Raw genomic sequence first — 26,849 nt, forward strand, 5'->3', positions numbered from 1 at the left:
GCGGCCCCACATCCGCGCGGTAGCCGTTTTTACGTGCCGCTTCAGCGGGTCCCCGTTCGAGCATGCCCACGTCCCTCGGTAGGCTCCATTGCGTGGCTGACATCGTGATTCCCGCTGACATCAAGCCCGCCGACGGCCGATTCGGCTGCGGGCCCTCGAAGGTGCGCACCGAGCAACTGGCCGCGCTCGCCGCCTCCGGAGCGAGCCTCATGGGCACCTCCCATCGCCAGAAGCCGGTCAAGAACCTGGTCGGCCGCGTGCGCTCCGGGCTGGCCGACCTGTTCTCGCTGCCCGAGGGCTACCAGGTCGTGCTGGGCAACGGCGGCACCACCGCCTTCTGGGACATCGCGGCCTTCGGGCTGGTCCGCGACAGGTCGCAGCACCTGTCGTTCGGCGAGTTCTCCTCGAAGTTCGCCACGGTCACCAAGAAGGCGCCGTGGCTGGGCGAGCCGAGCGTCATCACCTCCGAGGTCGGCACCCACCCCACCGCGGTGGCCGAGGACGGCGTCGACGTCTACGCGCTCACCCACAACGAGACCTCGACCGGCGTCGCGATGCCCATCAGGCGCGTGGGCTCCGGCGACTCCCTGGTCCTGGTCGACGCCACCTCCGGCGCCGGCGGCCTGCCCGTCGACATCGCCGAGACCGACGTCTACTACTTCGCGCCGCAGAAGAGCTTCGCCTCCGACGGCGGCCTGTGGTTCGCGATCATGTCGCCGCGAGCCCTGGCCAGGGTCGAGGAGATCGCCGCGACCGGCCGCTACGTGCCCGAGTTCTTCAGCCTTCCCGTCGCGATCGACAACTCCGCCAAGGACCAGACCTACAACACCCCGGCCGTGGCCACGCTGTTCCTGCTGGCCGACCAGCTCGACTGGATGAACGGCAACGGCGGCCTGGCCTGGACCACCGCCCGCACGGCCGACTCCAGCCAGCGCCTGTACGGCTGGGCAGAGAAGTCGTCCTACGCCACGCCGTTCGCCGCGCCGGAGTTCCGCTCGCAGGTGGTCGGCACGATCGACTTCTCAGACGACGTCGACGCCGCGGCCGTGGCCAAGGTGCTGCGCGCCAACGGCATCGTCGACACCGAGCCCTACCGCAAGCTGGGCCGCAACCAGTTGCGCATCGCGATGTTCCCCGCCATCGACCCGGCCGACGTCGAGGCCCTGACGGTCTGCGTCGACCACGTGGTCGAGCGTCTCTGACCCGTCCCGCGCGATGCCTCGGCCGGCGCCGGCCCCGCAGCCGGCGCCGGCCGCGCACGCTCGCCCCACGAGCAGGCGCTTTCGCACCGGCGGCCCGACACTAGGAAAGATTGTTGTCCGAACAACCCCCATTCCCCCCGGCGACCGCCAGGCGGCCGAAGAGCCTCGGCTATGTGATGTTCGCCAGCCGCTGGCTGCAGGTCCCGCTCTACCTGGGCCTCATCGTGGCCCAGGCGGTCTACGTCTGGCAGTTCCTGCTGGAGCTGTGGCACCTGATCCAGACGGTGTTCCTGCACACCGAGCCGGCGGCGTCGGCTTCGAGCCCTTCGCCCGAGGTCGTGGTCATGCTCACGGTCCTGGCGCTCATCGACGTGGTGATGATCTCCAACCTGCTGATCATGGTGATCATCGGGGGTTACGAGACCTTCGTCTCCCGCATCAACCTCAACAACCACCCCGACGAGCCGGAGTGGCTCTCCCACGTCAACGCCAACGTGCTGAAGGTCAAGCTGGCCACGGCCATCATCGGCATCTCGTCGGTGCACCTGCTGCAGACGTTCATCCGCATTCAGGCGATCCCCAACGACAAGATCCTCTGGCAGACGGTCATCCACCTGGCCTTCGTGGCCTCGGCCGTGGGCCTGGCCCTCATCGACCGCCTGCTGTCGAACTCACCGGCCGAGCACACCCGCTCCCACCTCTAGAACGCTCTAGAACGCCAGCTCGGCCCGCTTCCTGCGCCGCAGCACCCAGGCGGCCACCACGCCGCCGACGAGGCCGAACAGGTGCCCCTGCCAGGAGATGCCCTCCTGGTTGGGCAGCAGGCCCGCCAGGATCCCGTAGTAGGCGACGCCCACGCCGATGCCGATGGCGATGTCGAGCAGGCGGCGGTCGAACACGCCCCTGGCCAGGATGTAGCCGAAGTAGCCGAAGACCAGGCCGCTGGCCCCGACCGTGTAGACGCCGGGGCTGGTCGCCCACGTGCCCAGGCCGCCGATCAGGATGATCAGCACGCTCGCCCACAGGAACTTGCGCACGTCGCGCAGCCCGGCCAGGAACCCGAGGATCAGCAGAGGCAGTGAGTTGGCCATGAGGTGGCCGAAACCGCCGTGCAGGAACGGCGCGAAAATGATGCCGACCAGCCCGTCCGGCTCCCAGCCGTAGATGCCGAACTGCCGGTCGAGCGCGCCGTCCAGGAAGAAGTCGACGCCCTCCACGGCCCACATCACGGCCAGCATGGCAACCACAATGATCAACGCGCTCAGCGCACCGGAAAGCAGGGCCCCGGCGCCGCGCCTGGCCGAATCGAACCTGGAACCCGAATAGTCGCTCATGCGCTCTCCCGGTAGGTGTCTTCCTCTTCTTTACCGTACGCAGGAAGAGCTATGCGTGCGCTAAAGGAAGCCCCTCCCGTTCCGTGGGAATCGGGAGGGGAAACGGGCTATTCGCCCTTCCACTGCGGCCGGCGCTTCTCGGCGAAGGCGGCTGCTCCCTCCATGGCGTCCTTCGAGCCGAACACCGGGCCGACGATCGCGCTCTGCTTGGCGAACATCTCCTCCAGCGACCAGTCCTGCGACTCGATGACCACCCGCTTGGTCGCGGCGAGCGCCAGCGGGGCGTTGCCGGCGATCTTTCCGGCCAGCTCAAGGGCGCACTCCAGGGCCGCGCCCGGCTCGGTGACCCGGTTGACCAGGCCGAGCTCGTACAGCCTGGAGGCCGGGTAGTGGTCGCCGGTCAGGGCGATCTCCATGGCCACGTGGTACGGGATTCTGCGCGGCAGCCGCATGATGCCGCCCGCGCCCGCCACGAGCCCCCGCTTGGGCTCAGGAAGGCCGAAGGCGGCCTCTGACGAGGCCACGACGAGGTCGCACGCCAGGGCCAGCTCGAAGCCGCCCGCGAGCGCGTACCCCTCCACGGCCGCGATGAGCGGCTTCTTCGGCGGCGCCTCGGTCACGCCGCCGAAGCCGCGCCCCTCCACGACCGGGAAGTCCCCGGCCAGGAAGCCTTTCAGGTCCATCCCCGCGCTGAAGGACCCACCGGCGCCGGTCAGAACGTAAGCGGAAATATCAGGACGGGCATCGAGCGTGTCCAGCGCCTCCGCGATCCCGCGGGCCACCGCGCCGTTGACGGCGTTGCGCGCCTTCGGCCGGTTGATGGTGATGACGGCGACGTTGCCGGACTCCTCGACGAGCACTTCGTCGGACACGGGAACCCTCCAGGGCGGACGTTACTTGGGCTGGAAGCGGATGCCGCCGTCGAAGCGGACGACCTCGGCGTTCATGTAGTCGTTCTCGATCAGCGACCGGACCAGATGGGCGAACTCGTCGGCCCGGCCCATGCGCTTGGGGAACACCACCGGCGCCACCAGCTTGGCCTTGAACGCCTCGGCGTCGCCCGAGAAGCCGTAGATGGGCGTGTCGATGATGCCGGGGCAGATCGTGTTCACGCGGACGCCGATCGCGGCCAGGTCGCGCGCCGCGGGCACCGTCATGCCCACGATGCCCCCCTTGGAGGCGGAGTACGCGAGCTGCCCGGTCTGCCCCTCCAGCGCCGCCACGGACGCCGTGTTGATGACCACGCCGCGCTGCCCGTCGGCGTCGGCCGGCTCGGTCTTGGAGATCGCGGCGGCCGCGATGCGCATGAGGTTGAACGTGCCGATCAGGTTGACCTCGATGACCTTGCGGTAGGAGGCCGGGCTGTGCGGGTTGCCCTCGCGGTTGACCGTGCGCTCGGCCCAGCCGATGCCGGCGCTGTTGACGACCACGCGCAGCGGCTTGCCGGTGGCCACGGCGGCGTCCACGGCCGCCTGCACCTGGTCGTCGTCCGCCACGTCGGTCCTGGCGAAGACGCCGCCGATCTCGTCGGCGACGGCCTTGCCGCGCTCCTCGTTGAGGTCGGCGACGACCACGGTGGCGCCCGCCCTGGCCAGCTCTCGGGCGGTGGCCTCGCCGAGCCCGCTGGCACCGCCGGAGATGATTGCTGCAGATCCGTTCACGTCCATATCCCGGACCCTAACCCGGCAACCGAATGAAGTTCTACTCGGGGTGGTTAAATCTCGCCCACAGCCGTGTCGACGTCGGAGTAGACCTTGATTCTCCGGTCGAGGCCCGTCGTGCGCAGGATGCGCGCGACCGGGGCCTGTGGCGCCGCCAGGGACACGCCGCCGCCCTCGCCCGTCGCCAGCCGCCAGGCCTCGATCAGCACCGACAGGCCGCTGGAGTCCATGAACGACAACTGCTGCAGGTCGAGCACGAGCCTGGCGCCGTCCTGCTTGATGGCATCACGCACCTCATCGCGCAGGAACGGTGCGGTGAACAGGTCAAGCTCTCCCTCGACGGCCACCACCACGGCGTCACCGAGGGCGTGTCGCGCAAGCCGCAGCTTCATTTGGCCCCTCCTCGATGAGCCACTGTACTTCGACATCCCCGGGTACCGAGCATCCACAAACCGGGAAAAGTCTGACGTAGGGGGACAAGTCTGGCCTAAATACGTATGAAACACCCGCTGAAAGCCATGCTTTGATTTTCTACCCACACCAGAGCACGCTCCGCAGCCTGGGAGGCCAGGTTGGTCTCACACGATTCACGGGGGTTCAGGTGGCGGGGATCGCGAAGCCGAACGGGAGCTCCAGGCGGTGGCTGCTCAGCAGGTCGGCGTCGGCCAGCAACTCGCGCGTGGGCGCGTCGGCCGCGATCACGCCGCCGGACAGAATGAGCGAGCGTTCGCACAATTCCAGCGCGTACGGCAGATCGTGCGTGACCATCAGCACCGTCACCTCCAGCGAGCGCAGGATCTCGGCCAGCTCCCTGCGCGCGGCCGGGTCCAGGTTGGACGAGGGCTCGTCGAGCACCAGGATCTCCGGCGACATCGCCAGCACGGTCGCCACCGCCACCCTGCGCCGCTGCCCGAACGACAGGTGGTGCGGCGGCCGGTCGATGGCCTCCAGCATGCCGACGCGCTCAAGGGCGTGCTTGACCACGCGGTCGAGCTCCTCGCCGCCGACGCCGGCGTTGGCCGGGCCGAAGGCCACGTCGTCCCGGACGGTGGGCATGAAGAGCTGGTCGTCGGGGTCCTGGAAGACCAGGCCGACGCGCTGCCTGACCTCCTTGAGCGTGTCCTTGCGCACCGGCGTGCCGGCCACGGTGACACTTCCGTGCCCGGCGGTGAGAATGCCGTTGAGGTGCATGACCAGGGTGGTCTTGCCGGCGCCGTTGGGGCCGAGCAGGGCCACGCGCTCGCCGCGGGCGATCGACAGGTCGACGCCGAACAGCGCCTGGGTGCCGTCGGGATAGGCGTAGGCGAGCTGTCTGACGTCGAGGGAGTTCACGCTTGCGTTCACCAGGACAGTCCCAACACTGCGAGGGCCACGGCGGGGAGGGCGAGAGCGATCCCCCATTGGCGGGCGGATGCCGAAAAATCTTGAATTATCGGCATTTGGCCAGAGTAGCCCCGGCTCAACATCGCCAGATGCACCCGCTCACCCCGCTCGTAGGACCGGATGAACAGCGCCCCCGCCGACCGGGCGATCACCGGGACCTGCCGGAGGTTTCGCGCCTCGAACCCACGCGACTCCCTGGCCACCCGCATCCTGCGCATCTCCTCCACGATCACGTCCATGTACCGCAGCATGAACATGGCGATCTGCACCAGCAGGCTCGGCAGCCTGAGCCGCTGGGCGCCGATCAGGATGACCCTCGGCTCCGTGGTGGCCGCGAGCAGGATCGAGGCGACCACCCCGAGCGTGGCCTTGGCCAGGATGTTCCAGGCCGCCCAGAGCCCCGGCACGCTCAGCGACACCCCCAGCACCGTGATCCGCTCCCCCATCCCGACGACCGGGATGAGGAAGGCGAACAGCACGAAAGGCGTCTCGATCACCATCCGCCGCAGGACGTACGCCGGCGGCACCCTGGCGACCGCCGCCACGAGCCCGAGCAGGACCGCGTAGAGCGCGAACGCCCAGAACCGCTCGCGGGGCGTGGCCACCACCACGATGGCGAAGGCGAAGACGGCCAGCAGCTTGCACTGCGGCGGCAGCCGGTGCACGGGCGAGTCGCCCGGCAGGTAGAGCTGGTGATGATGGCCTGCGCCCACGGGTCACACCCTTGTCTTGCCGCGGCTCCGGGCGGCGTAGGCCACCGCGCCGGTGATCAGCAGCACGATCCCGACGCCGACGATCCCGGCGACCCCGACGGGGATGCCGCCCACCTCGCCGTAGTCGGCCAGCGCCCAGCCGACGAACATGTGGTCCGCCTGCTGGTCGAGGAAGCCCTTGCTCTCGGCGACGGACTCGAGCCCGTCGGGTGAGGAAGAGGCGAAGAAGGACACGACCCCGGCCAGCACCAGCGTCAGTCCGACGCCGCCGAGCAGGAACGGCCTGAGCGCCCCCCGGGCGGCGACGGGCTCGGGCTCGCCCACGGTCGTGGTCGCGCCGTCCGCGCCGCGCAGGACCAGCGGCCTGGCCAGGCCGCGGGCCCCGTAGACGAGGTCGGGACGCACGGCCAGCACCGCGCCGACGGTCATTGCCGTGATCAGGCCCTCGCCGATGCCGATCAGCACGTGCACGCCGCCCATGGCCGCCGCCACCGCGCCCACCTGGATCGGCGCGGTACCGCCGATCCAGAACAGCAGCGTGAACACCAGCGCGGACACGGGCACGGAGATCAGCGCGGCCAGGAACGCCGCCGCCACGACCCGCCCCCTGGTCGCCCCCGCGACGAACCGGAAGACCGCCCAGCCGACGATCACCGTGACGATGCCCATGATGGTGATGTTGACGCCGAGCGCCGTCAGCCCTCCGTCGGCGAAGAACACGCCCTGCACCAGCAGCACCACGGCCATGCAGAGCACGCCTGTGTAGGGCCCGACGAGTATCGCGGCCAGCGCCCCACCCAGCAGGTGCCCGCTGGTGCCGGCCGCGACGGGGAAGTTGAGCATCTGGACGGCGAAGATGAAGGCGGCCACGAGGCCGGCCATGGGAGCGGTGCGGTCGTCGAGTTCGCGTCGTGCGCCGCGCAGGCAGACCGCGACCCCCGCGGCCGCCACGGCCCCGGCGGAGATGGACGTCACGGCATTGAAGAATCCGTCAGGTACGTGCACGGCACTACCTCCCAAAGGAAACAAACGTTCCTACTTTAGGACATCGCCTTGCACCTGCAAATAGATGGCAATTACCGCAAGATCCTTCTCAACACCGTCCTCGCCGTCAGCCGCCGCACCACGGCGCTCAGCCGCCCCTTCCCCGACGTCGCGTACGGCCGCACGCTCCTGAGCAGGGCCGCAGCCTGCCATCGACGCGGCGCGGCGACCGTCGCGGCGTCGGTCTCGATCCTGAACCGCGCGGGCGGCCCACCCAGATCGAGCTCCAGATAGGCGTCCCAGGTGCCGGGCGAGAGCCTGCCCACCGCGGGCCTGGCCGTGAAGCCGCCCGAGGGCAGCGCCGTCACCCGGTCGGCGCGCTCGCAGCCGCTGCGCCGCTCGCGCCAGACGATGCGTTTGACCGCCGTGGCCGCCGGCGCGACGCCCGCCACGGCGATCTCGCCGTCGACGAGCAGCCGGTGACCCAGCGCCCACCGCGTCCTGATCAGCCGGACCGAGCCGGGCACCGCGACCACGTGCCCGCCGACGTCGATGCTGAGGTTGCCGTTGTCCCTGGTGAAGTAGGGCAGCACCACCGCGCCGCCGATCAGCCGGGGCGCCGGCCTGGTGACGCCGCTGTCGCGCTGGGCGCCCAGCCTGCCCATGCGGATCACGCCCTCGATCTCGACCGCCACCCGCAGGTCCCAGATGCCAGAGCGGAGCGCGCCCGCGTCCACGCGGACGGTGAACTCGCCGCCCGTGCGTTCTGCGGGGATGACGATCTCGCCGGCCGGGTCGAGCCGCGAACGCAGCACCACGGCCATGCCGTCGTCCCTGGTGATGCCGTCCAGCCCGGCCGCACCCGTGACCACCAGGACGTCGCCGTCCCAGCGCAGGCCGGTCAGCCTGCGCCGGACGGTGGCGTTCTCGATGCGGGCCAGGCGTACCAGGCGCTCGATGTCGTCGAGGGCGGTGGCCCGCTGCCTGTCGATGGCGTTGAGCTGATCGTGCACGCCGGGGGTGTACCACTCGTCGCAGAGCGCGGCCACCTCGCGCGCGATGTCCTTGCGCCGTACGTCGTCGCTCTCCAGGAACACCGCCCCGAGTTGCGCGAAGACGTCCAGCCTGAAATGCCTGCGCAGCAGGTGGTCGCGGAGCGGCCCCGGTTCGACGTGCTCGGCCATGAGCCTGATCGGCCCGCGGATCATGGCCAGCCAGGCCAGCGGGTCCCTGCTGGCGGCCTGCTGCATGATGCTGGTGCCGTCGGGCCTGGAGACGAGGTTGTAGCACTCGTAGTCGGCCACCACGGAGATCACCTCGGCGTGGCAGTAGGCGTGCACGCTGAACAGGATGTCCTCGCCGACCATCATGTTCTCGCCGAACCTGATGCGGTGGCGTTCGAGCAGTTCCCGTCTGTACAGCTTGAAGCAGCTCAGGCTGTTGTAGACGGCGCTGCCGCCGAGCTCCACCCGGTCGGCGCTCTGCTGGAACATCGACGCCGGCGCCCGCCTGCCGTGCCCCACGACCTTGCCGAGCACGATGTCGGAGGCGTTCCTGTCGGCCATGGCGACCATGCGTTCCAGCGCCTCGGGGCCGAGGTAGTCGTCGGCGTCGCAGAAGAACACGTAGCGGCCGGTGGCGTGCTCGATGCCGACGTTGCGCGGCCGGCCGGCGCCGCGCCCGCCCTCGATGTGGATCACCTTCACGCTGGCCCTGTGGTAGGCGGCGTAGAGGTCGAGGAGCTCGGAGCCGCCGTCCGTCGAGCCGTCGTCGACGACCACGATCTGTTTCTTCACCCGCTGGACGAGCGCGGCGGTCAGGCATCGATCGAGATAGGCCCGGCAGTTGTGCGCGGGGATGACGACGCTGACGTCGACCGCGTCGTCATCGTTCCCCGGGTCCGACATCGCCACCACCCATCGTCACGGTGTGCTCTCGCTCGATCCCAGTATGTGACGAGCCGGCGTCTCTATGGGGGCCGATCGGGCGTCTTCGCCCTCCTGTTTTTGCGGGGAACGGAGATTTGCGGCATTCCCCCAATAAGCAACGACCTAGCCCCTAGCACCATTTACAACCCGCACCGAATGGGTTTCAGGAATGCAGTTTTCTCCCGGGGATAGAGAAACCTCTCCGCCGGGAGCATTGGCACACCCCCCACCGGCGCGGGCTACCCTCCGTCAGGGACCGCGCGTCTACAGTTAGGCGACCTTGACCGGGAGGTGGCGCGAAATGGGATCGGATCTCCGCGGACTGGCCGCCGGCGAAAACGCCGTGCACTCCGCAGAGTTCATCGTCTCCTCGGCACGACTGGGAGAGCTGCGCGAGTGCTCGGCCCTGCTGCGCCGCACGAGGATGCGCTCAGAAGAGATCGTGGACGAGGCCCGCGCGCTGCTGGCCGAGGCGGAGCGGAGCGGCGACGACGACCGCGTCCATGAGCTGCGCGAGCAGTACGAGAAGGCCCGCAGCCTGTACGGCCAGGTGCTGACCGCTTACGTGACCCTCAACGACAAGATCGCCGGGGAGCGCCAGGAGATCTTCCGGACACAACTCCGGCGGGAGCGACCGCCAGGGTTGTCAGGAGTAGCCTGACGAGCTAGTGTCAGGCCATGCCTGACTGGAAAGAGAAGCTCAGTTGCTCCTTCTGCCACAAGAAGGGCACGGAGGTGAGCAAGCTCATTGCCGGCCCCGGCGTGCACATTTGCGACCAGTGCGTCGGACTCTGCAATGAAATCCTCGAAGGAGAGCGGCTCGCCTCCTCGACCGAGCCCCGGCTTCCCATGTGGGAAACCATGACCGAAGAGCAAATCCTCGACCACCTCCCCAAAATCGCGGCCGTGCAGTCACAGGTCGACGACAACCTGCGTGACTGGGTGGCACACCTGCGCGGCAGAGACGTGAGCTGGGAACGCGTCGGCGCCGCACTCGGCATGACGCGGCAGTCCGCGTGGGAACGTTTCAGGAGTGAGACCTGACATGCGGTGAACCTTTGTGACACGTGGGGCGTCCAACCATCAAGGAGGCCCGCATGCGCGTCCTACCCGGCTTCGCGATGTCTGATCTCGACGAGCTCCATCTGGAACTCGTCCTCATCCTGGCGCTGCACGAGGAGGCGGAACGCCTGGCCGCCGAATGAACGGGCTCCAGCTCCCTGGCCGGCCGCGCCGGGGAGCTGGAGCAGGGGGCTCACTCGGATCTGCTCCTGGCGCGGAACGCGGCCGTCTTGACCCGGCCCTGGCAGGCGGTCGAGCAGAACCTCCTGGTGCCGTTGCGTGAGACGTCCACGTAGACACGGTCGCAGTGGGGAGCCGTGCACACGCCGAGACGGTCGTTGAACTCACTGCCCAGCACGATGGCGAGCCCGGTGGCGCAGGAGGCCGCCCACTGGCCGGCCGCGGTACCGCCGCGGCCGTGGAAGTGCAGGTGCCACGGCTCGCCGTCGTGCCTTTCGAGCGTGGGCCTGGCGTCGGTCTCCTCCAGCAGCGCGTTCACCCGTGTAGCCGCGCCGTCGATGTCGCCGGAGGCGACGTCGGAGAAGACCGCGCGCAGGCGCCCGGCGACCCCGGCCAGGTCGGCGCCCTCCGGCGCCGAGAGGTCGCGGTAGGCGGGATAGACGGTGCGCAGGCCCTCGGTGGCGGCAGCCCCGAGGTCGGTGGGCGCGAGGAAGGCGCGCCCGCGCCGCTCACCCGGGGTCAGGGCGTTGACGATGGCGACCGCGACCCGGACCACCGCATCCGTGTGACTGTTGTAATCCAATTGACCGGTTACACCTTCATGTTCTACGTTGTAACTGCCCAAATTCTAAAAGACGGTTACATGGAGGTCGTTCGTGCTCACTCACGATGCCGCACTGGACTGGATCGCGCGCTGGGATCGCCAGCAGGAGGGCTACCTGCCCGACCGCGAAGAGCGGTTCACCGCGTTGATCGACGCCGTCGAGGCACTGGGACGCCCCGACCCGGTGGTGATCGACCTGGGCTGCGGGCCGGGCTCGCTCTCCGCCCGGCTGCTCGAACGGCTGCCCGAGGCCACCGTGGTCTCGGTCGACGCCGACCCGTTGCTGCTCGGGCTCGGACGGGCGGCCTATCCTCGGCTCACGTTCGTCGCGGCCGACCTGCGTACGAGTGGCTGGACGGGCCTGCTCGGCCTGGACGGGCCCGCCGACGTCGCGGTCAGCACCACGGCGCTGCACTGGATCTCGGGCACCGAACTGAAGGGCGTCTACGCGGAACTGGCGACCGTGCTGCGGCCGGGAGGGCTGCTGCTCAACGGCGACCACCTGGACACCGAGGACACCACCCCCACGCTGTCACGGCTGGAGCACACCGTGCACGAGCGGGAGACCGCGCGGACGTTCGGCACGAACCGGCCGGAGGACTGGCGGACCTGGTGGGAGGCGATCACGGCCGACCCGGCCTTCGCCGCCCTCAACCAGGAGCGGACCACGGCGGGCGCCGACCACCACGGCTCCGAGTCGCACCTGCTGTCGCACCACGTGGAGGCGCTGAAGGAAGCGGGGTTCTCCGAGATCGGGACGCTCTGGCAGCGCGGGAACAACCGGCTGCTGTGCGCCGTACGCGCCCTCGAACCAGCCGAAAGCACCGCCTGAGGCGTACCCGATGACCTGGCCGGATTCCCTCACGCCCGATCCCGCCCGCCTGTAGAGTTCCTGCGGGTCACCGCGCAGATCGTCCCCCCATCACGGCACTCTGCGGGAGATCTACCTCCGCCGCCGATCCCCACCACACCGGGGCGGAAAAAACCACACCCGGCCGCGGCCTCCCGGCGAGATCGATCGGGGCGGCTTGCGACCATGTGCATGTACTCACAGCAAGCGGGAGTCGGCGGACAGTGACGCCGGATCCCTTCCGTCGATCGGGAAGGTAGGGGTACGTGGACGTTGAAGCGGAAATTCGCGCGATGAGGTTCCGCGTGGCAGCCATCGAAACCACCCTGAGGTCGGGCTGCCTGGGGCTGCCAAGCGGGGACGAGAACGTCCCCGGGCAGATCACCGTGCACATGGACGACCCGGAAGGCGAGTACACCTCACCGGTCCAGGCGCTCGCCGAAATACGCGCCGACCTCGTCGACCTCCAGATAACGGTCTCCCGGAGCTGCAACCTGGTCCGCGAGCAACTCGTCACCCTCCAGAAGGCGAGCGACGAGCAGGAGGCCATCACACGCGCCAAGTTCCAGCAGATGTACGACGCGCTGCAGTGCGAAGTGATGTACCTGGGCATGCGGCTCGACCAGTTGCAGAACCGCAACAACTGACCCCTCGGGAGCCCCGGGCCCGCGCCACGGGGCCCCCGCAAGGTCTCGTTTCAGGCGCGGACGCCCGCCTTCCTCCACACCTTGAGCAGCCGCCGGGCCGAGCCGCCGATCGGCCCGACGGCCTCATGCAGCACCTTCCGTGACACGGGCTTGGCCTCGGTCACGGCGCTCACCGCGTCGTCCGCCGTGGTGATCGTGTGCGAGCAGACGCTGAGCAGGTAGTCGGGGATCTGCAGGCGCGGATCCGTACAACCGACCAACGGCACGCCCACCGAGGCGACGACCGGGAAGACCGTTCCCGGGATGCCGATGGCCGCCTCGGCCCGCGCCGACGCCTGGACCGACGGGACGGTGCTGATCTCGTACCGCTCCCACAGGGATCGGTCCTCGCGCGGATGCAGTCCGACCAGAATGTGCTTGCCCGCCGCCGCGAGCCGCTCGGCGGCGGCCAGGAGCAGCTCGGTCCCCGGGGCGGAGCCGCCGGTCTCGCCGGACTTGGTCACGCTCGTGAGCACCAGGACCGTTCCCCGCTCGGGCGCGTGCCTGGGCAGGTCGTCGGTCTGTGGCGTGCCCACGACCGTGATGGGCCGCCGCGTGCCGAGGTAGTCGTCGAACACCTTCGCCTCCGCGGGCGACGACGCGGTGATCGCCCTGAGCCGCGAGCGGAACTCCGCCGCCCTGGCCGCCTCGACGGGCAACTGGTAGGCCAGTGAACTGGCGATCAACGGCAGCCGGTGGAACCGGGCTGCGCAGTCCGCGGGCCAGTCCCCCGCGCCCGTCACCACGAGCAGGTCGGCCTGCGTGACCTCGTCGGGCGTGGCGACCTGGACCGGGTCGCCCGGCTTGATGCCGGACCGGTCGGGAACCAACTGCGTCAGCTCCCACCCGAGCCGGCGGACCTCGGGAAGGAGCGGGGCCGCGTGGTAGGTGCCCCACGGCTCGTTCGTGGCGATCAGGACGCGCGGCCCTCTGGGCGGGGCCGCCGCGTGGGCCGCGGTGCCGCCCAGGGCGGCGAGGCCGACGCCGGAGAGCGCGCCGGTGAGCAGGGAACGCCGGGAGAGGGTGCTTCTGTCATCAATTTTCACGAAATCGGAACCTATGGCCTGGTTGCTACCTGTTTGTGAACAGCGGTGGTCGCCCAAGCAAAGTGGCGGCGCTTGCCTAGAGCGCCCGGCAGTAGGCGCTTCTTCAGCGCTTGGTCGTGGATTGGCTGCCCCAGACTTCGGCGCTGGGCTGGGGGCTGTCATCGGAGGGTTTCCAGGAGGGCCTCGCAGAGCTGGGCGTCGCGCACATCGGCGGGGATGAGCTGGTCCGCCTCGGTCAGCAGCGTGATGGCGTCGCGGGTGACGTCGACGTGGGCGATGCTCTCTTTGAGCCCCACGCCCTCCCCGATGAGTTGAAGGCCCAGGCCGGTGGACCTGCAGGTGGACGTGTCGAAGTCGCGGGCTGTGAACCACAGTGCGTCCAGGCTGTACAGCGCGTCGATGGCGTCGCACGCTCCGAGACGCCAGGAACGGGCAACAAGCCCACAGACGGTGTCCCAGAAGGGCAGCGCGGCCACTTCCCCCATCTCTTCGCGTGCCTGGACGGCGATACGGGCGACCACGTCGCCCTCGGTCTGCGGTGGCGCCGCCGCGGCGAGCTCCTCGAGAGCGGGCCAATCGCAGCCCAGGCGCAGCAAGGACAGCGCGACGGCACGCCAGCCGTCACCGGCGACCAGCCAGCCGACCGGGCAGGAGGCCACGGAATGGGTCACTTGGGCGAGGCTGCGCCGGGGCATAGACCTGAGTCTAAGAATGCCCGACAGCAGGCGTTACTTCAGGCGCTTGGTCGTGGGTCGGCTGCCCCAGCGATAGCGCGGGGTCGCGCGGCGGATGAGCATACGCAGTGTGACGATCGCCTCGGTGGCGACCGAGCGCTTCAGGCCATGTTTGCCCCGGTCCACCGGAGAGCGCCCGGCGGCCTCGCCGCCACACGGGGCCTTGGTGAGGCAGCCGTCCACGGACAGTTCGTCGAGCTGAAGGCCGATCATGCGGTCGTACGCTTGGAGGGCCAGCGCGTGGATCTGCTCGGCTATCCCCAGCTGGGCCCAGTACTTGACGCGGCGTCTGATCGTGCGGTCCGAGCAGTCAGCGCTCGCGATGCGCTCGTAGCCGGAGCCGTGTACCAGGGCGGCGATGACGTGATCGAAGACCACCCGGTCGGGAATGCGCGGGTTGTGGCAGCCGAGCGGGTGGGTGTCGACGTGTTCGGGCAGCAGCGCCGCGAACCCACAGTGGTTCGAGCAGGCATGATGGCAGGACAGGCACGAGCCCTACCGCCGGGCGCTCCTAACCGCGCGGCGCCGGCAGGACGGGCCTGGCTCCTTCGGCCAGCAGCCGCCCACGCTCCGCGACCGCCAGGTCCCAGCCGTCCGGCACGACGGCGAACGTCCCCTCGCGCACGGCCGCGAGCGCGGCCTCCGCGACGACCGCGGGGTCCTCCCCTTCTGCGGACATCCCCGTACGAACCAGGGCCGGGCACAGCAGCGTCACCCCGACAGGCGTGCCGGCCAGCGCCAGCGCGGCCTGCTCCGCCACCGCGACGACGGCGTGCTTGGAGGCCGCGTACGCGCCCCCGGCGGGGAACGTCACCAGCCCCGCCAGCGAGGCCGTGATCAGGATGTGCGCGGGCCGCCCCCGTTCGAGCAGCCTCGGGACGAACGCCCGCAGCCCGTTGACCACGCCGCCGACGTTCACCGCGAACACCCGCTCCCAGTCCTCGGGGCTGACCTCCCATGGCGACCCCAGGTCCCGGCCGACGATGCCCGCGTTCAGGCACACCAGATCGGCGTCCGGCGCGGCGGCAGCCAGCGCGTCCATCGCCTTCTGGTCCGACACGTCTGTCCCGACGGCCTCGGCCGCCAGCTCCGCGGCGACGCCGGCCAGCGCCGTCACGTCGACGTCGGCGAGCACCAGTCGCGCGCCCGCCGACCGCAGACGCGTGGCCAGAGCCCTCCCGATCCCGCCCGCGGCACCGGTGACGACAGCGTTCGTGATCTCCATGACCTGCTTCCTCTGATCGGCGAACGTCTCCCATGATCTGACAGCCCGCCCGTCCTCGTGTGCTCCGGGTGCCTCTGGGATGATTTCGCGCGTTGCGGAAAACGCGAAAAGAACGGAGATGCCGCCGTGCCACAGTGGCTTGAGGCGGGGTTATGGGGCTCCCTCGCGGGAGGCGCCCTGGTGCTCGGAGCGGGGATCGCCTGGCTGGTACGGGTTCCCGCGCAGATCATCGCCGGGATCATGGCGTTCGGGGCCGGGGTGCTGATCGAGGCGCTGGCCTTCGAGCTGATCGACGAGGCCGAGCGGTCCGGCGGGCTCGGGCCGACCGCGATCGGCTTCGTGGCCGGGGCCAGCGCATACGTCGGGGCCAACGTCCTGCTGGCCAGATACGGGGCGCGGCACCGCAAACGCTCCGGCGACCAGCAGGCCGGCGAGCAGGGCAGCGGGCTGGCCATCGCCGTCGGGGCGCTGCTCGACGGCATCCCCGAGTCGATCGTGCTCGGCCTGTCCCTGCTGAACGGCGGCGGCGTCGCGGTGCTGGCCGCCGTGTTCGTCTCCAACGTGCCGGAGGGGTTGTCGAGCGCGGCCGGGATGAAACGGGCGGGACGCGGCCCCGGCTACGTCTTCGGCGTCTGGGGCGGCATCGCCGCGGCCAGCGGACTGGCCGCGGTGCTCGGCAACCTCGTGCTGAGTGACGCCTCGCCGGCCGCGGTCGCGACGATCACGGCCGTCGCCGCAGGGGCGATCCTGGCGACGGTGGCCGACACGATGATCCCTGAGGCGTTCGAGCGGAATCACGCGCTCACGGGGCTCATCACCACGCTGGGATTCCTGTCGGCTTTCACCATCGAACGCCTCAACGGCTGACGGCCGGTCGCCTTACGGCCGCTTGCCCAGCTCGTTCACCCAGCCGGTCTCCTCCAGCGCGACCCGCAGCAGCGGAGCCGAAGCACCCTCCTCCGCCACCTCGTACTGCAGCAACTCGCCCGACTCCGGATCTACGATGATCCGGTACTCGACGGCCTTGCCCCGGTCGCCGGAACCGGTCGTGATCAGAGCCGCCCCCGTGCGTCCCAACTCGTCCTTGACCTGGCCCCTCGCGGTCATCCCCTTCTCCTCGGCCATGACGCGGAACAGCGCGGAACGCGTCCCCGGCGTGATCGGCGCGCCGAGCAGGTCCACACCCGTCTGCCACAGGTACACCGAGAACCCGCTCGCCGCACGGTCGCCGTACAGCTCGCGCAGCCGTCGCTTGAGGCCCGCCTCGTCGGTGGGGAGTTCGTCCACGTTGCGCATGGTGAGCGAGGGGTTGTCAATCGACAGAACGCGCTCGGTCCTGTCGTCGCGGGTGCTCTCGCCACCCCGGACGAGGCGGGGCGAGCCGGCCTGACGCCACTTCTGCTCGTCCTGCGCCGAACCGAACGTGAGCGCCGCATCCGGCTTCCTGACGTTGCGGCCGGCTTCCCCCCGCTCACGTGCCCGCCAACTCTCGTCCGTGCTGCCGGAGAAAGCCGCGTACGGGAGCGGGGACGGCTTCAGCTTGCCCACCGCCTCCTCCTGCTTCTTCGAGTCGGCGCCCAGGGCCTTCAGCCTGGCCGCGTACTCGTCCAGATCCACCTGGATGAGGCTGGCGACCCGCTCGCGGGTGTACCAGTAGCGGCCGGTGCCCGCCTCGGTCCTGCCCGCGCTCTCGGCCGCCGCCAGCAGCACGGCCTGGGCGTCGAGCATCGTGACAGCGGGTCGGGCGGCGGAGGGCGGGGCGCCCGTGCCGGGCCGCGCCGGCCCGCCGGGGTCGGCGCCGGGCAGGATGACCACGGCCGCCGCGGCCAGGCCGGCCGCGACGACGCCACCGGTGATGAAGAGCGGGAGACGCGCTTTGGGGGACCTACGCGGGGTCTGGAATGCCAGGGCGAGGTCGGCGGCGCGGCGGCGCCGGTGAGCCTCTTCGGTGAGTTCGTCCAGTCCCTCCGGCTTGAGCTGGGCGAACGTACGGTCGGTCATGCGTTCCTCCTCGGAGATCCTGCGAAAGCGCTCGGAAGCCATCACGCCTCCTCCGCGAACCGCTGCCGGGCGGCGCCCGCCCGCGCGCGCCGCCCGGCGCTCTTCGACGCCTCGGCGCGCAACGCCTGGCCCAGCCGCTTGCGGGCACGGTGCAGCCGCACGTTGTAGGTGCGGGTCGAGCACCCCATCACGGCGGCCGCCTGCTCGGGCGGCAGGCCGTGCCAGGTGGCCAGCGCCATCGCCTCCACGTCCTGCTCGGGCAGGGTCGCCAGTGCGGCCAGCGCGGTGTCCCTGTCGACGACGTGCTCGGCGACGTCCCAGGCCACGTGGTCGCGTTCGGTGCTGAGCGCGGTGATCCGGTCGACCAGCGCCTGCCTCCTGACCCGCGAGTCCCGCTGTTTGGCCAGCAGGTTGCGGGCCACGCCGAGCAGCCACGGCAGCTCGGGCTCCGGCAGGTCGGCCAGCCGTCGCCAGGCGACCAGGAACGTCTCGCTGCACACGTCCTCGGCGAGGCCGTGGTCGGCCCGCAGCAGCGCGAACCTCAGCACCGCCCGGTAGTGGCGGTCGTAGAGGTCGGTGAATCGTTCTTCGGGATCGTTCACATGGAGAAGTCCTCCCAGGAGCCCCAGGATTACGTCGGCTCCTGGAATTTCAGGAGTGCTTCGCGCTGCGCCGGGCTCAGGCGGTCCTGCCGCGTCGTGATGGTGTACGCGCCGGTTTCGCCGCGCCGCAGCGCGAGCGGGTCGGCGATGTCCGGACGGCGTTCGACCGCGTCCAAGGCGTCGGCGGCGCGCCCGCGCGGCCAGTCCAGAGCCTTGGCGAGTGCGTCCACGGTGAGCGGCCGGCCGGCGTACACCAGCGCGGCGAGCACCGTGTGCACATCGCGGGCCAGGGCCTCGGCGAGGCCGCCGCCGTTCATCTGCTCGCTGAGCTGGGAGAAGAACCCGCCCATCCGGCTCAGGCGGGCGCCCGCGAGCGTGTCGGCGCCGAAGATCTCGATTCCCTGCCGTGTGGCATCGGCGACCTCGGCGTGCGCTCCTGTGTCGGTCCGCCACGCCCGGAGCCAGACGTCGTCGTCGATGATGTAGCGCTCGCGGCGTCCGCGGGGATCCTGTTCGCGCCGCACGAGGTCCATCGCTTCGAGGTAGGCGATGGCCTTGGACACCGACGCCGGGCTGACCTGCAGGCGGCGTACCAGGTCGGCCGAGGTCAGGCTCTCGGAGTCGGCGGTGATCAGGCAGGCGAACACCCGGGCGGGCATCCGGGGCAGGCCGGTGCCGGCCAGCAGGGTCGCGAACCGCTCGACGAAGCCGTCGTCGGACGGCTGCTCCACGGCCTGGATCGGCCTGCGCCTGCGGGCCCGCCGCCCGGCGGCCCGCTGCGCCCCGTCGGCCGCGTAGCCGCCGGCCCCGGCGTTGCGCGCCACCTCGCGGCTGATCGTGGACGTCGGCCTGCCCAGCCGTCTGGCGATCTCGGCATACCCCAGCCCCTCGGCCAGCCAGATCGCGATCTGCCCGCGGTCTTCGTGGGTCAGCCTGCCTCCGGGCATCTGCTCGGCCTCTCTGTCGTCCTGGGTGCGTTCACCAACAATACAGTGCAACGGCCTATTGCATTTACCGACAATTCTGTTGCAACGATTGCCGTCTACCTGCGACGAACTCGTTGACACTTTTTGAAATGCAACGTAGCTTTTTCCCGTTCGGAAAGACTTTGCGAAGGAGCACGACAATGCACGTGATGGCGATTTCCGCGATCTCCGACGACGGGTTCTGGGGCTCGCTGAAGAAGGCCCACGGACGGCTGCCCAAGGGGGCGAGGTGGACCCTGGCGGTGGCGACCGCCGACGGGTCCAAGGCCGTGAACGTCATCGTTCACGACTCGGTCGACGCGGTACGCGACTTCTTGGAGGAATACGCCGGGCAGTTCGCCGCGACGGAGTACTTCGAGGCCGACGCCGCCAACGCGGTCGGCCTGCCGAAGTGAGCGGCCCCATGGACGTCCCCCGGATCAAGGCCCGGGTCTCCGAACTTCTCGCCGAGTACCGGATCCCGAGCGCGGCGATCGGCGTTCTCCACGACGGCCGGATCACCGACTTCGCCGTGGGCGTCAAAGAACTTTCGACCCGGGCCCCCGCGACCACCGACACCATTTACCAGTGCGGGTCCCTCACCAAAACCTGGACCGCCCTCGCCTTCATGCAACTCGTCGACGAGGGAAAAGCCGCTCTGGACGAACCGGTACGGACCTACCTCCCGAAATTCCGGGTCGCCGACCCCGAGGTCAGCGCCCACGTCACGCCCCGCCATCTCCTGAACCACACCAACGGCATCGAGGAGGATTTCGGCGCCCCCCGCGAGGACGACGACATATACGAGCGCATGGTCGCGAACCTCGCCCACGCACCCCAGGTTCACCCCCTTGGCCGCACCCACGGCTACAGCGCCGCCCTGGGATATGCGATTCTCGCGCGCATCATGGAGGTGATCGACGGCAAAGGGTGGGACGACATCATGAAGGATCGTCTCTTCGACCCGCTGGGATTGACCGCCACGAGCAGCCGGCCAGAAGACGTGGACCAGGATCGCGCGGCGACGGGACACCTGGTCCTGTCACTCGACGAAGACCCCGTCGTCTCCCCGGTGAGCCACCTGCCGCGCACCTTCGGCCCGAGCGGCCTCATCAACTCGACGGCCAGGGAAGTGCTCGCGCTGGCGCACGTCTTCCTGAACGAGGGAAAGGCGCGTAACGGCACCAGAATCGTCTCCGCCGACGCCGTTCGCGAAATGATGGAATCCCGGGTTCCCATTCCGGACCCTTACACGTTCGGCCCGCAATGGGCCCTCGGCCTCATCGTGTGCGACTGGCACGGCGAAACCGTCTACGCCCACGACGGCAGCACCATCGGCCAGAACGCCCGCCTCCGGATCCTGCCCGACTCCGGCATCGCCGTCGCCATGCTGACGAACGCCGGCCCCCGTGACACCTTCTACCGCAGGGTGTTCAACGACATCCTGGCCGAACTCGGCGCATCCACCATCCCCGACCTGCCGAAACCCGACCCCACCCGGAACCTCGACCTGTCGAGGTACACGGGCGTCTACGAACGTCCCGGCGCCCGTTACGAGGTGACGGCGGAAGGCGGCGAACTCTCCCTGACATTCGTCATGAACTCGATGGAGGCGCAATTCCTCGGTAAACCGGAGCGCATCACCTACGAACTGCTCCCGATCAGCGAGACGCATTTCCTGATGCCGCCGAGCGATCCGCTCGAAGATCCTCAGACGATCGCGATCTACGACTTCCAGGACGGGGTCGCGCAATTCCTGCACACCAACTGCCGGGTGAATCCGAGAACCGGGTAGCCGCCATGCCCACTTTTTAGTGGGTACTTGCCGGCCGGGCGACGACGGCCCGAAGCTTGGTCGTGGGTGGCGCGGGGAGGTGTCAGGAGGCCGCCAGTTTCTCCAAACGGCGGTGCCCCCAGTCCGAAAGAGGCGCCAACGCGTCGGAGAGTTCGCGGCCGAACGCGGTCAACGAGTACACCGTCTTCAGCGGTCGTCCATCGTGCACCTCTCGATGGACCAGCCCATCGGCCTCCATCTCCCGAAGTGTCTGCGTCAGCACCTTCTCGGTGAGCCCCGGCAGCCGCCGGCGCAGCTCGCCGGGACGGTGCGGACGCGTTTCCAGGAGCCAGAGCAGGATCGTCTTCCACTTGCCGTCGATCACGGCGATCGCGGCGGTGACCCCGCAGACGTTCGGATCCTGGGCACGGCTGCGCGTCATCTGCACCCCATTCACTAACGCTCGTCGATGATTCAGGAGTTGAACCATGAACCAGTCTGCCGTCACCGTACTCGGCCTGGGCCCAATGGGACGGGCCCTGGCCGGCGCCTTCCTGGACGCCGGACTGCGTACCACGGTCTGGAACCGCACCCCGGGCAAGGACGGTGAGCTGCTGCGGCGCGGCGCGATCGCCGCGGAATCTCCTGAAGCGGCGGTCGCCGCCAGCAGCTTGACCGTGGTGTGCGTGGTGAACTACGAGGCGGTGGACGCCGTCGTGCGCCCCGGCGCGGTCGCCGACGCGCTCAAGGGACGCACCCTCGTGAACCTCACCGCCGACACCCCCGGCCGAGCCCGCGACACCGCGGCCTGGGCGGCCGAACACGGCATCGGCTACCTGGACGGCGCCATCATGACGCCGACCACCACCATCGGAACCCCCGCCGCGGTCTTCCTCCACAGCGGCCCCGAGGACCTCTACCAGGAGCACCGGCCGGCGCTGGACACCCTGGGCGGCACCCACACCCACCTCGGCACGGACGTCGGCAGGGCGGCCGCGTACGACATCGCCCTGCTCGACATCTTCTGGACCGCCATGGCGGGCTACGCGCACGCGCTGGCGGTGGCGCGGGCCGAGGGAATCACCGCGCGGGAACTGGCGCCGTTCGCCAAGGGAATCGGCGCGATCCTCCCGCCGATGTTCGAACAGGGTGCGGAGGACGTGGACGACGGCACGTACTCAGGCGAGGGCAACCCCATCACCTCCTCCGTGTCCTCCATGGCCCACATCGTGGAGACCTCCGAAGGCCACGGCATCGACGCGAGCGTGATGCGCGCCGCGGAGGGCCTGGCCCGCCGCACCATCGGCCGAGGTCACGGCACGAGCAGCTTCCTGCGCATCACCGAAACCCTGGCCCTGGGAACGGCCTGACACCGTCCCTCGGCGATCCGTGGGGAGTGTCTATGAGCTGCGCGGAGAGCTTGCCTCCGCGTCCTGCGGCTGCTCGACCTGGTCGAGGGTGGTGGCGGCCCAGCTGGCCAGCAGCCGCAGGGCATCGCACGAGGGAGTGCCGGGGGCGGCCGTGTAGACGGTCAGGTTCAGGCCGGGGTCGGCGTGCAGGTCCATGGACTCGTAGTCCAGGGTGAGGTCGCCGATCGCGGGGTGGTGGAAAGTCTTGGTGCCGGTGTGGTGCAGGCGGACGTTGTGCTGGGCCCAGCGGCCGCGGAAGTCGTCGCTGCGGGTGGACAGTTCGCCGATCAGCTGGGTGAGCTCCTTGTTGTAGGGGTCGCGGCCGGCTTCGGTGCGCAGCAGGGCGACGGTGACGTCGGCGGCGCTGTCCCAGTCGGGGAAGAAGCCGGGCCCGGCCGGGTCGAGGAACTGGAAGCGCGCGATGTTGGCCGGCCGGCTCCGGGCCTGACCTTGATCGGCGCTCGACAGCGAGGCGTGGAAGACCGGCCAGTACATGGCGCGGCCGAGGCGATTGGCGGCCACGATGTCCATGCGGCCGTTACGGATGATCGCGGGCGCGTCGGTCATCGCGTCCAGCATGCGCTGCAGCCCTGGACGAACCTTGCGGACGGGGCGGCGGGGGCGGGCGTCGGCGGCGCGGGCCAGGTCGAACAGGTGGGCGCGTTCTGCGTCGTCGAGCTGCAGGGCGCGCGCGACGGCGTTCAGGACGTCAGTGGAGACGCCGCTGATGTGGCCCTTTTCGAGACGGGTGTACCAGTCGGTGCTCACGCCCGCCAGCACCGCGACCTCCTCGCGGCGCAGGCCCGGCACCCGGCGCCGCACGCCGGGGGCCAGCCCGACCTGCTGCGGGGTGATGCGGGCGCGCCGGCTGGCGAGGAAGTCGCGGATCTCGTCTCGGTTGTCCACCTTCCCCACTGTAGGCAGCGGCCGGGGGCGGAAGGGGGTTGAGGTTGTCCCCCCGATAAACGCGACCTCCCGCGCATGCGATGGAGCCGGTTTGCTGGAGATGGTCACGCGCGGTGACGCCCGGAGCCGCGCGCTCCCGCACCCGCCGCTGAACACCCATGTCCGAAGGAGATCCACCATGCGTGGAGCAGTTCTTTACGCCCCGGGCGACGTCCGCGTTGAGGACCGTCCGGACCCCGCGATCGTCGAGCCGACGGATGCGATCATCCGCCTGACCGCCACCTGCGTCTGCGGCTCCGACCTGTGGCCCTACCGCGGGGTGGACAAGCCGGATGGGCCCATGCCGATGGGGCACGAGTACGTCGGCGTCGTGGAGGAGGTCGGCAGCCAGGTCCGCACGATCAGGCCAGGCCAGTTCGTGGTCGGCTCGTTCTGGGCCTGCGACAACACCTGCGAGATCTGCCGGGCCGGCTACCAGTGCGCGTGCGTGCAACGGGTGCTGATGGGCACGATCGGCACCCAGTCCCAGCTGGCGAGGGTGCCGCTGGCCGACGGCACCCTGGTGGCGACCCCGGGCCTGCCGGACGCGGACCTGGTGCCGAGCCTGCTGGCCGCCTCCGACGTGCTGGGTACCGGCTGGTTCGCGGCCGTCGCCGCCGCGGCCGGGCCGGGCAAGACCGTCGCGGTCGTCGGTGACGGCGCGGTCGGGCTGTGCGGGGTGCTGGCCGCCAGGCAACTCGGCGCCGAGCGCATCATCGCGATGAGCCGCCACGCCCCCCGGCAGGAGCTCGCCCGCCGGTTCGGCGCCACCGACATCGTCGCCGAGCGCGGCGACGACGGCGTAGCGGTGATCAAGGAGCTGACGAACGGGCTCGGCGCGCACAGCGTCCTGGAGGCGGTCGGCACTCAGGAGTCGATGACGCAGGCGATCCGCTCCACCCGCCCCGGCGGGCATGTCGGTTTCGTCGGCGTCACGCACGACGTCGCGCTGCCGGGCGAGGAGCTGTTCGACTCCCTGGTTCACCTGCACGGCGGGCCCGCCCCGGTACGCCGGTACCTGCCCGATCTCATCGACCTGATCTACCGGCGTGCCATCGACCCCGGCAAGGTCTTCGACCTGACCCTGCCGCTGGAGCAGGCCGCCGAAGGGTATGCGGCGATGGATGAACGCCGCGCGATCAAGGTCCTCCTCCAGCCCTGATCCACCCCGCTGACCGGCCGGTTCGAGCCCGCGCCGCCACGCGCGGCCGCAGGCGAGCAGGCCGCGTCCGCGACCTGCCCATCACCATCGAAGCCCTTCTGTGACGCCGACCGGCCTACCTCACGCTCAGCAGCCGAACGAAACGACAGGACACGACATGAACCCTGCCTACGACTTCACCGACCAGGTCGCCTTCGTCACCGGTGCCGGTTCCGGAATGGGGCTGGCCACCGCCCGCGCCTTCGCCGAGTCCGGGGCCGCCGTCGCCCTGACCGACGTCAACGCGGAGGCCCTGGACGCCGCGGCGAAGGATCTCACCGACGCCGGCTACCAGGTCCTGACCCTCACGTGCGATGTCAGCGACGAGGACCAGGTCGCCGCCGCCGTCGACCGCACCGTCGCCACCTTCGGCCGTCTCGACATGGCCTTCAACAACGCCGGCATCCAGATCCCGCCCTGTGACGCCGCCGATGAGTCCATCGAGGCCTTCGACCGCGTCAATGCCGTCAACCTGCGCGGCGTGTGGGCGTGCATGAAGCACCAGCTGCGGCACATGCGCGCCCAGGGCAGCGGAGCCATCGTCAACTGCTCCTCGCTGGGCGGCCTCGTCGGCATCCCCGGCCGCGCCTCCTACCACGCCACCAAGCACGGCGTCATCGGCCTCACCAAGAGCGCCGCGCTCGAATACGCGCCGCGCAACATCCGCATCAACGCCGTCTGCCCCGGCACCATCGACACCCCCATGGTCAGCGACATGATCGCCAAGGGTGAGCTCGACCGCGAGCGGGCCATAGCCGACCTGCCCATCAACCGGCTCGGGACTGCCGACGAGATCGCTGCGGCGGTCCTGTGGCTGTGCAGCCCGGGAGCGAGCTTCGTCGTCGGCGTCGCCCTGCCCGTCGACGGCGGCTACGTCGCTCGCTGACACCGGATCCCGCCGATGCTCCAGTACGGCGGGCAGACCTCTTGACCGGCCACCACGATGAGGGCCACCCACCTGAAGACCATCGTCGAGGAGGCAGGGCCTACTGCTTGACGTTGGTGGACCGCCCGGGACCGGCTGACGCCAGTCGCTGATCTTTACACCTCTTTTCGCGCCGCTGTGATGAATTGATGTCCGTGTGGCACGATCCGCGACTGATCGGAAGATGGAGACGAATGCGCACGACGCTGTGGGCCGGCTCGGTAGTGGCGGTCATGCTGGGCACAGGTGTCGCCGCGTGCGGCAACGGCGGTGATGCCACCCCCGCCGACGCGGCACCCACCGCCGTCGTGACCAGCACGGCGGCCAGTTCCCCTTCCGCCACCCCCGATCTGGACGCCGCGGAGGAACTGGCACGCGGCATCGACGTGCCGTGGGGGCTGACGTTCCTGCCCGGCGGTGACGCGTTGATCGCCGAACGCGACACCGGCCGGATTCTGCGCCTGACGCCGGGCAGCCAACCCCGCCAGGTCGCCGACGTCCCCGGCGTCGCCGAGGGCGGCGAAGGCGGGCTGCTCGGCCTCGCCGCCTCTCCCGACTTCGCCACCGACAATCTCATCTACGCCTACCTCACCGCCCCCGACGACAACCGCATCATCCGGTTCCGGCTCGACGGCGGCGACCCGGAGGTGATCTTCGACGGCATCGCCAAGGCCGGCTATCACAACGGCGGCCGCATCGCCTTCGGCCCGGATGGCATGCTCTACGCCGGCACGGGCGACGCCGGCGACACCGCACTCTCGCAGGACCCGGACAGCCCCAACGGCAAGATCCTGCGGCTGACCCCCGATGGCGAGCCGGCACCCGGCAACCCCACGCCGGACTCTGCGGTCTACAGCCTCGGCCACCGCAACGTCCAAGGCCTGGCCTGGGACACCGAGGAACGCCTGTTCGCCACCGAGTTCGGCCAGAACGACCTCGACGAGGTCAACCTCATCCAGCCCGGACGCAACTACGGCTGGCCCAACGTCGAAGGCGAAGGTGACACCGCCGGCGGCCGCTACACCAACCCTCTCATCACCTGGCCCGTCCGTGAGGCGTCCCCGTCCGGAATCGCGATCGCGGGCACCACCGCCTACGTCGCGGCACTGCGCGGCGAACGACTCTGGAGCCTGCCCCTCAACGGTGACACGGTGGGAGAACCGGTCGCACAACTCGCCGGGCGATACGGCCGGCTGCGCACTGTGCAGGTCGCACCGGACGGCGCCCTGTGGGTCACCACGTCCAACACCGACGGCCGCGGCGACCTCCGCGACGGCGACGACCGGATCCTGCGCTTCCCAGCCCGGTAATCCCATCCGCACGGCCGATCGTCCCCTCGATCGGTTCGGGGTGCCGTCCGGGCATGCAACGTGACCACGTCCGCCATCCGCTCGATCATGTCCACGACAACCCAGAGTCGCCGCTGTCCGGTCCC

General features: G+C 69.9%; 30 protein-coding genes and 1 pseudogene. 13 read left to right on the forward strand and 18 right to left on the reverse strand.

Annotation, left to right across the window (positions count from 1 at the left end; translation table 11 throughout):
* The first annotated feature begins 62 nt into the window (after positions 1–62).
* Positions 63–1,202 carry a phosphoserine transaminase gene (gene serC / locus ACFOY2_RS39395; protein WP_379533216.1) on the forward strand — a complete coding sequence of 380 codons (1,140 nt, stop codon included), beginning with the start codon at positions 63–65 and terminating at the stop codon, positions 1,200–1,202.
* Positions 1,203–1,315: 113 nt separating this feature from the next.
* Entirely contained in the window at positions 1,316–1,906 is a 591-nt protein-coding gene (locus ACFOY2_RS39400; protein ID WP_357830861.1) for a TIGR00645 family protein, read from the forward strand.
* A 6-nt stretch (positions 1,907–1,912) separates the two neighbouring features.
* Here the strand turns inward: ACFOY2_RS39400 and ACFOY2_RS39405 are convergent, their stop codons facing one another.
* The 8 genes from ACFOY2_RS39405 to ACFOY2_RS39440 form a co-directional block, all read right to left on the reverse strand.
* On the reverse strand, positions 1,913–2,536 hold the full coding sequence (locus tag ACFOY2_RS39405; RefSeq protein ID WP_379533217.1) for a rhomboid family intramembrane serine protease: 624 nt from the start codon (positions 2,534–2,536) through the stop codon (positions 1,913–1,915).
* A gap of 107 nt (positions 2,537–2,643) precedes the next feature.
* Complete coding sequence (locus ACFOY2_RS39410; RefSeq protein WP_379533218.1) at positions 2,644–3,408, reverse strand: crotonase/enoyl-CoA hydratase family protein; 765 nt, start codon at positions 3,406–3,408, stop codon at positions 2,644–2,646.
* A 21-nt stretch (positions 3,409–3,429) separates the two neighbouring features.
* Complete coding sequence (locus ACFOY2_RS39415) at positions 3,430–4,203, reverse strand: SDR family NAD(P)-dependent oxidoreductase (protein WP_379533219.1); 774 nt, start codon at positions 4,201–4,203, stop codon at positions 3,430–3,432.
* Between the two features lie 47 nt (positions 4,204–4,250).
* Entirely contained in the window at positions 4,251–4,589 is a 339-nt protein-coding gene (locus ACFOY2_RS39420) for an STAS domain-containing protein (RefSeq protein ID WP_043624827.1), read from the reverse strand.
* Between the two features lie 205 nt (positions 4,590–4,794).
* Entirely contained in the window at positions 4,795–5,541 is a 747-nt protein-coding gene (locus tag ACFOY2_RS39425) for an energy-coupling factor ABC transporter ATP-binding protein (protein WP_379533220.1), read from the reverse strand.
* Entirely contained in the window at positions 5,538–6,293 is a 756-nt protein-coding gene (gene cbiQ, locus ACFOY2_RS39430) for a cobalt ECF transporter T component CbiQ (RefSeq protein WP_379533221.1), read from the reverse strand. Before cbiQ ends, ACFOY2_RS39425 begins: the two co-directional genes overlap by 4 nt.
* 3 nt (positions 6,294–6,296) lie before the next feature.
* Positions 6,297–7,298, reverse strand: a complete 1,002-nt coding sequence (locus ACFOY2_RS39435) for an energy-coupling factor ABC transporter permease (protein WP_379533222.1) — start codon at positions 7,296–7,298, stop codon at positions 6,297–6,299.
* Positions 7,299–7,369: 71 nt separating this feature from the next.
* Positions 7,370–9,184 carry a glycosyltransferase family 2 protein gene (locus tag ACFOY2_RS39440; protein ID WP_379533223.1) on the reverse strand — a complete coding sequence of 605 codons (1,815 nt, stop codon included), beginning with the start codon at positions 9,182–9,184 and terminating at the stop codon, positions 7,370–7,372.
* 322 nt (positions 9,185–9,506) lie between these two features.
* Between ACFOY2_RS39440 and ACFOY2_RS39445 the strand changes: the two genes are divergently transcribed.
* Both ACFOY2_RS39445 and ACFOY2_RS39450 read left to right on the forward strand, forming a co-directional pair.
* Positions 9,507–9,866 (forward strand): hypothetical protein, encoded by a 360-nt coding sequence (locus tag ACFOY2_RS39445; protein ID WP_379533224.1) that lies wholly within the window; start codon positions 9,507–9,509, stop codon positions 9,864–9,866.
* A gap of 17 nt (positions 9,867–9,883) precedes the next feature.
* Positions 9,884–10,249: a ClpX C4-type zinc finger protein gene (locus tag ACFOY2_RS39450; RefSeq protein ID WP_379533225.1), complete on the forward strand. Its 366-nt coding sequence runs from the start codon at positions 9,884–9,886 to the stop codon at positions 10,247–10,249.
* A gap of 211 nt (positions 10,250–10,460) precedes the next feature.
* Here the strand turns inward: ACFOY2_RS39450 and ACFOY2_RS39455 are convergent, their stop codons facing one another.
* A complete protein-coding gene (locus ACFOY2_RS39455; RefSeq protein ID WP_379533226.1) occupies positions 10,461–11,030 on the reverse strand; it encodes a CGNR zinc finger domain-containing protein in 570 nt (189 codons plus the stop codon).
* A 73-nt stretch (positions 11,031–11,103) separates the two neighbouring features.
* Here ACFOY2_RS39455 and ACFOY2_RS39460 point away from each other — a divergent pair, with 73 nt between their 5' ends.
* Both ACFOY2_RS39460 and ACFOY2_RS39465 read left to right on the forward strand, forming a co-directional pair.
* On the forward strand, positions 11,104–11,883 hold the full coding sequence (locus ACFOY2_RS39460; RefSeq protein ID WP_379533227.1) for a class I SAM-dependent methyltransferase: 780 nt from the start codon (positions 11,104–11,106) through the stop codon (positions 11,881–11,883).
* A gap of 323 nt (positions 11,884–12,206) precedes the next feature.
* A complete protein-coding gene (locus tag ACFOY2_RS39465) occupies positions 12,207–12,548 on the forward strand; it encodes a hypothetical protein (RefSeq protein WP_379533228.1) in 342 nt (113 codons plus the stop codon).
* Positions 12,549–12,598: 50 nt separating this feature from the next.
* Here the strand turns inward: ACFOY2_RS39465 and ACFOY2_RS39470 are convergent, their stop codons facing one another.
* The 4 genes and pseudogenes from ACFOY2_RS39470 to ACFOY2_RS39485 all read right to left on the reverse strand — a co-directional run bounded on the left by ACFOY2_RS39470 (position 12,599) and on the right by ACFOY2_RS39485 (position 15,592).
* On the reverse strand, positions 12,599–13,633 hold the full coding sequence (locus ACFOY2_RS39470; protein WP_379533229.1) for a hypothetical protein: 1,035 nt from the start codon (positions 13,631–13,633) through the stop codon (positions 12,599–12,601).
* 158 nt (positions 13,634–13,791) lie between these two features.
* Positions 13,792–14,304: a hypothetical protein gene (locus ACFOY2_RS39475; protein ID WP_379533230.1), complete on the reverse strand. Its 513-nt coding sequence runs from the start codon at positions 14,302–14,304 to the stop codon at positions 13,792–13,794.
* 144 nt (positions 14,305–14,448) lie between these two features.
* Positions 14,449–14,857 (reverse strand): annotated as a pseudogene (locus ACFOY2_RS39480) (IS5/IS1182 family transposase); the annotation flags it as partial.
* A 21-nt stretch (positions 14,858–14,878) separates the two neighbouring features.
* A complete protein-coding gene (locus ACFOY2_RS39485) occupies positions 14,879–15,592 on the reverse strand; it encodes an SDR family NAD(P)-dependent oxidoreductase (protein ID WP_379533231.1) in 714 nt (237 codons plus the stop codon).
* A 126-nt stretch (positions 15,593–15,718) separates the two neighbouring features.
* Between ACFOY2_RS39485 and ACFOY2_RS39490 the strand changes: the two genes are divergently transcribed.
* On the forward strand, positions 15,719–16,459 hold the full coding sequence (locus tag ACFOY2_RS39490) for a ZIP family metal transporter (RefSeq protein ID WP_379533232.1): 741 nt from the start codon (positions 15,719–15,721) through the stop codon (positions 16,457–16,459).
* A gap of 12 nt (positions 16,460–16,471) precedes the next feature.
* On the opposite strand, the gene ACFOY2_RS39495 is transcribed toward ACFOY2_RS39490, so the two are convergent.
* From ACFOY2_RS39495 to ACFOY2_RS39505, 3 genes are read right to left on the reverse strand one after another with little or no spacing between them, the layout of a single operon-like run.
* A complete protein-coding gene (locus tag ACFOY2_RS39495) occupies positions 16,472–17,635 on the reverse strand; it encodes a CU044_5270 family protein (protein ID WP_379533233.1) in 1,164 nt (387 codons plus the stop codon).
* The gene (locus tag ACFOY2_RS39500; protein WP_379533234.1) at positions 17,635–18,195 is read right to left on the reverse strand and encodes an RNA polymerase sigma factor; all 561 of its coding nucleotides are present in this window, start codon (positions 18,193–18,195) and stop codon (positions 17,635–17,637) included. Before ACFOY2_RS39500 ends, ACFOY2_RS39495 begins: the two co-directional genes overlap by 1 nt.
* 29 nt (positions 18,196–18,224) lie before the next feature.
* Positions 18,225–19,193, reverse strand: a complete 969-nt coding sequence (locus ACFOY2_RS39505; protein WP_379533235.1) for a MarR family transcriptional regulator — start codon at positions 19,191–19,193, stop codon at positions 18,225–18,227.
* Positions 19,194–19,321: 128 nt separating this feature from the next.
* On the opposite strand from ACFOY2_RS39505, the gene ACFOY2_RS39510 reads away from it, so the two are divergent.
* Positions 19,322–19,576, forward strand: a complete 255-nt coding sequence (locus ACFOY2_RS39510; RefSeq protein ID WP_379533236.1) for a hypothetical protein — start codon at positions 19,322–19,324, stop codon at positions 19,574–19,576.
* A gap of 8 nt (positions 19,577–19,584) precedes the next feature.
* Positions 19,585–20,955, forward strand: a complete 1,371-nt coding sequence (locus tag ACFOY2_RS39515; RefSeq protein WP_379533237.1) for a serine hydrolase — start codon at positions 19,585–19,587, stop codon at positions 20,953–20,955.
* A gap of 82 nt (positions 20,956–21,037) precedes the next feature.
* Here the strand turns inward: ACFOY2_RS39515 and ACFOY2_RS39520 are convergent, their stop codons facing one another.
* On the reverse strand, positions 21,038–21,376 hold the full coding sequence (locus tag ACFOY2_RS39520) for a winged helix-turn-helix transcriptional regulator (protein ID WP_379533238.1): 339 nt from the start codon (positions 21,374–21,376) through the stop codon (positions 21,038–21,040).
* 46 nt (positions 21,377–21,422) lie between these two features.
* Between ACFOY2_RS39520 and ACFOY2_RS39525 the strand changes: the two genes are divergently transcribed.
* On the forward strand, positions 21,423–22,304 hold the full coding sequence (locus ACFOY2_RS39525; protein ID WP_379533239.1) for an NAD(P)-dependent oxidoreductase: 882 nt from the start codon (positions 21,423–21,425) through the stop codon (positions 22,302–22,304).
* 30 nt (positions 22,305–22,334) lie between these two features.
* On the opposite strand, the gene ACFOY2_RS39530 is transcribed toward ACFOY2_RS39525, so the two are convergent.
* On the reverse strand, positions 22,335–23,249 hold the full coding sequence (locus tag ACFOY2_RS39530) for a helix-turn-helix transcriptional regulator (RefSeq protein ID WP_379533240.1): 915 nt from the start codon (positions 23,247–23,249) through the stop codon (positions 22,335–22,337).
* 178 nt (positions 23,250–23,427) lie between these two features.
* Here ACFOY2_RS39530 and ACFOY2_RS39535 point away from each other — a divergent pair, with 178 nt between their 5' ends.
* From ACFOY2_RS39535 to ACFOY2_RS39545, 3 genes are all read left to right on the forward strand, one after another.
* A complete protein-coding gene (locus tag ACFOY2_RS39535) occupies positions 23,428–24,450 on the forward strand; it encodes a zinc-dependent alcohol dehydrogenase family protein (protein WP_379533241.1) in 1,023 nt (340 codons plus the stop codon).
* 157 nt (positions 24,451–24,607) lie between these two features.
* Complete coding sequence (locus ACFOY2_RS39540; protein WP_379533242.1) at positions 24,608–25,375, forward strand: SDR family NAD(P)-dependent oxidoreductase; 768 nt, start codon at positions 24,608–24,610, stop codon at positions 25,373–25,375.
* A gap of 233 nt (positions 25,376–25,608) precedes the next feature.
* Positions 25,609–26,724 carry a PQQ-dependent sugar dehydrogenase gene (locus tag ACFOY2_RS39545; RefSeq protein ID WP_379533243.1) on the forward strand — a complete coding sequence of 372 codons (1,116 nt, stop codon included), beginning with the start codon at positions 25,609–25,611 and terminating at the stop codon, positions 26,722–26,724.
* Positions 26,725–26,849: the final 125 nt, after the last annotated feature.

Origin of the sequence: Nonomuraea purpurea (assembly GCF_042650645.1) — a bacterium.
Lineage (GTDB): Bacteria > Actinomycetota > Actinomycetes > Streptosporangiales > Streptosporangiaceae > Nonomuraea > Nonomuraea purpurea.

What these genes read in the sequence shown, in the direction of transcription:
- serC (WP_379533216.1), top strand. Translation starts at nt 63, where the DNA reads ATGCCCACGTCCCTCGGTAGGCTCCATTGCGTGGCTGACATCGTGATT.
- ACFOY2_RS39405 (WP_379533217.1), bottom strand. Translation starts at nt 2,536, where the DNA reads ATGAGCGACTATTCGGGTTCCAGGTTCGATTCGGCCAGGCGCGGCGCC.
- ACFOY2_RS39415 (WP_379533219.1), bottom strand. Translation starts at nt 4,203, where the DNA reads ATGGACGTGAACGGATCTGCAGCAATCATCTCCGGCGGTGCCAGCGGG.
- ACFOY2_RS39420 (WP_043624827.1), bottom strand. Translation starts at nt 4,589, where the DNA reads ATGAAGCTGCGGCTTGCGCGACACGCCCTCGGTGACGCCGTGGTGGTG.
- ACFOY2_RS39440 (WP_379533223.1), bottom strand. Translation starts at nt 9,184, where the DNA reads ATGTCGGACCCGGGGAACGATGACGACGCGGTCGACGTCAGCGTCGTC.
- ACFOY2_RS39445 (WP_379533224.1), top strand. Translation starts at nt 9,507, where the DNA reads ATGGGATCGGATCTCCGCGGACTGGCCGCCGGCGAAAACGCCGTGCAC.
- ACFOY2_RS39450 (WP_379533225.1), top strand. Translation starts at nt 9,884, where the DNA reads ATGCCTGACTGGAAAGAGAAGCTCAGTTGCTCCTTCTGCCACAAGAAG.
- ACFOY2_RS39485 (WP_379533231.1), bottom strand. Translation starts at nt 15,592, where the DNA reads ATGGAGATCACGAACGCTGTCGTCACCGGTGCCGCGGGCGGGATCGGG.
- ACFOY2_RS39495 (WP_379533233.1), bottom strand. Translation starts at nt 17,635, where the DNA reads ATGGCTTCCGAGCGCTTTCGCAGGATCTCCGAGGAGGAACGCATGACC.
- ACFOY2_RS39510 (WP_379533236.1), top strand. Translation starts at nt 19,322, where the DNA reads ATGCACGTGATGGCGATTTCCGCGATCTCCGACGACGGGTTCTGGGGC.
- ACFOY2_RS39515 (WP_379533237.1), top strand. Translation starts at nt 19,585, where the DNA reads ATGGACGTCCCCCGGATCAAGGCCCGGGTCTCCGAACTTCTCGCCGAG.
- ACFOY2_RS39520 (WP_379533238.1), bottom strand. Translation starts at nt 21,376, where the DNA reads ATGACGCGCAGCCGTGCCCAGGATCCGAACGTCTGCGGGGTCACCGCC.
- ACFOY2_RS39525 (WP_379533239.1), top strand. Translation starts at nt 21,423, where the DNA reads ATGAACCAGTCTGCCGTCACCGTACTCGGCCTGGGCCCAATGGGACGG.
- ACFOY2_RS39535 (WP_379533241.1), top strand. Translation starts at nt 23,428, where the DNA reads ATGCGTGGAGCAGTTCTTTACGCCCCGGGCGACGTCCGCGTTGAGGAC.
- ACFOY2_RS39540 (WP_379533242.1), top strand. Translation starts at nt 24,608, where the DNA reads ATGAACCCTGCCTACGACTTCACCGACCAGGTCGCCTTCGTCACCGGT.
- ACFOY2_RS39545 (WP_379533243.1), top strand. Translation starts at nt 25,609, where the DNA reads ATGCGCACGACGCTGTGGGCCGGCTCGGTAGTGGCGGTCATGCTGGGC.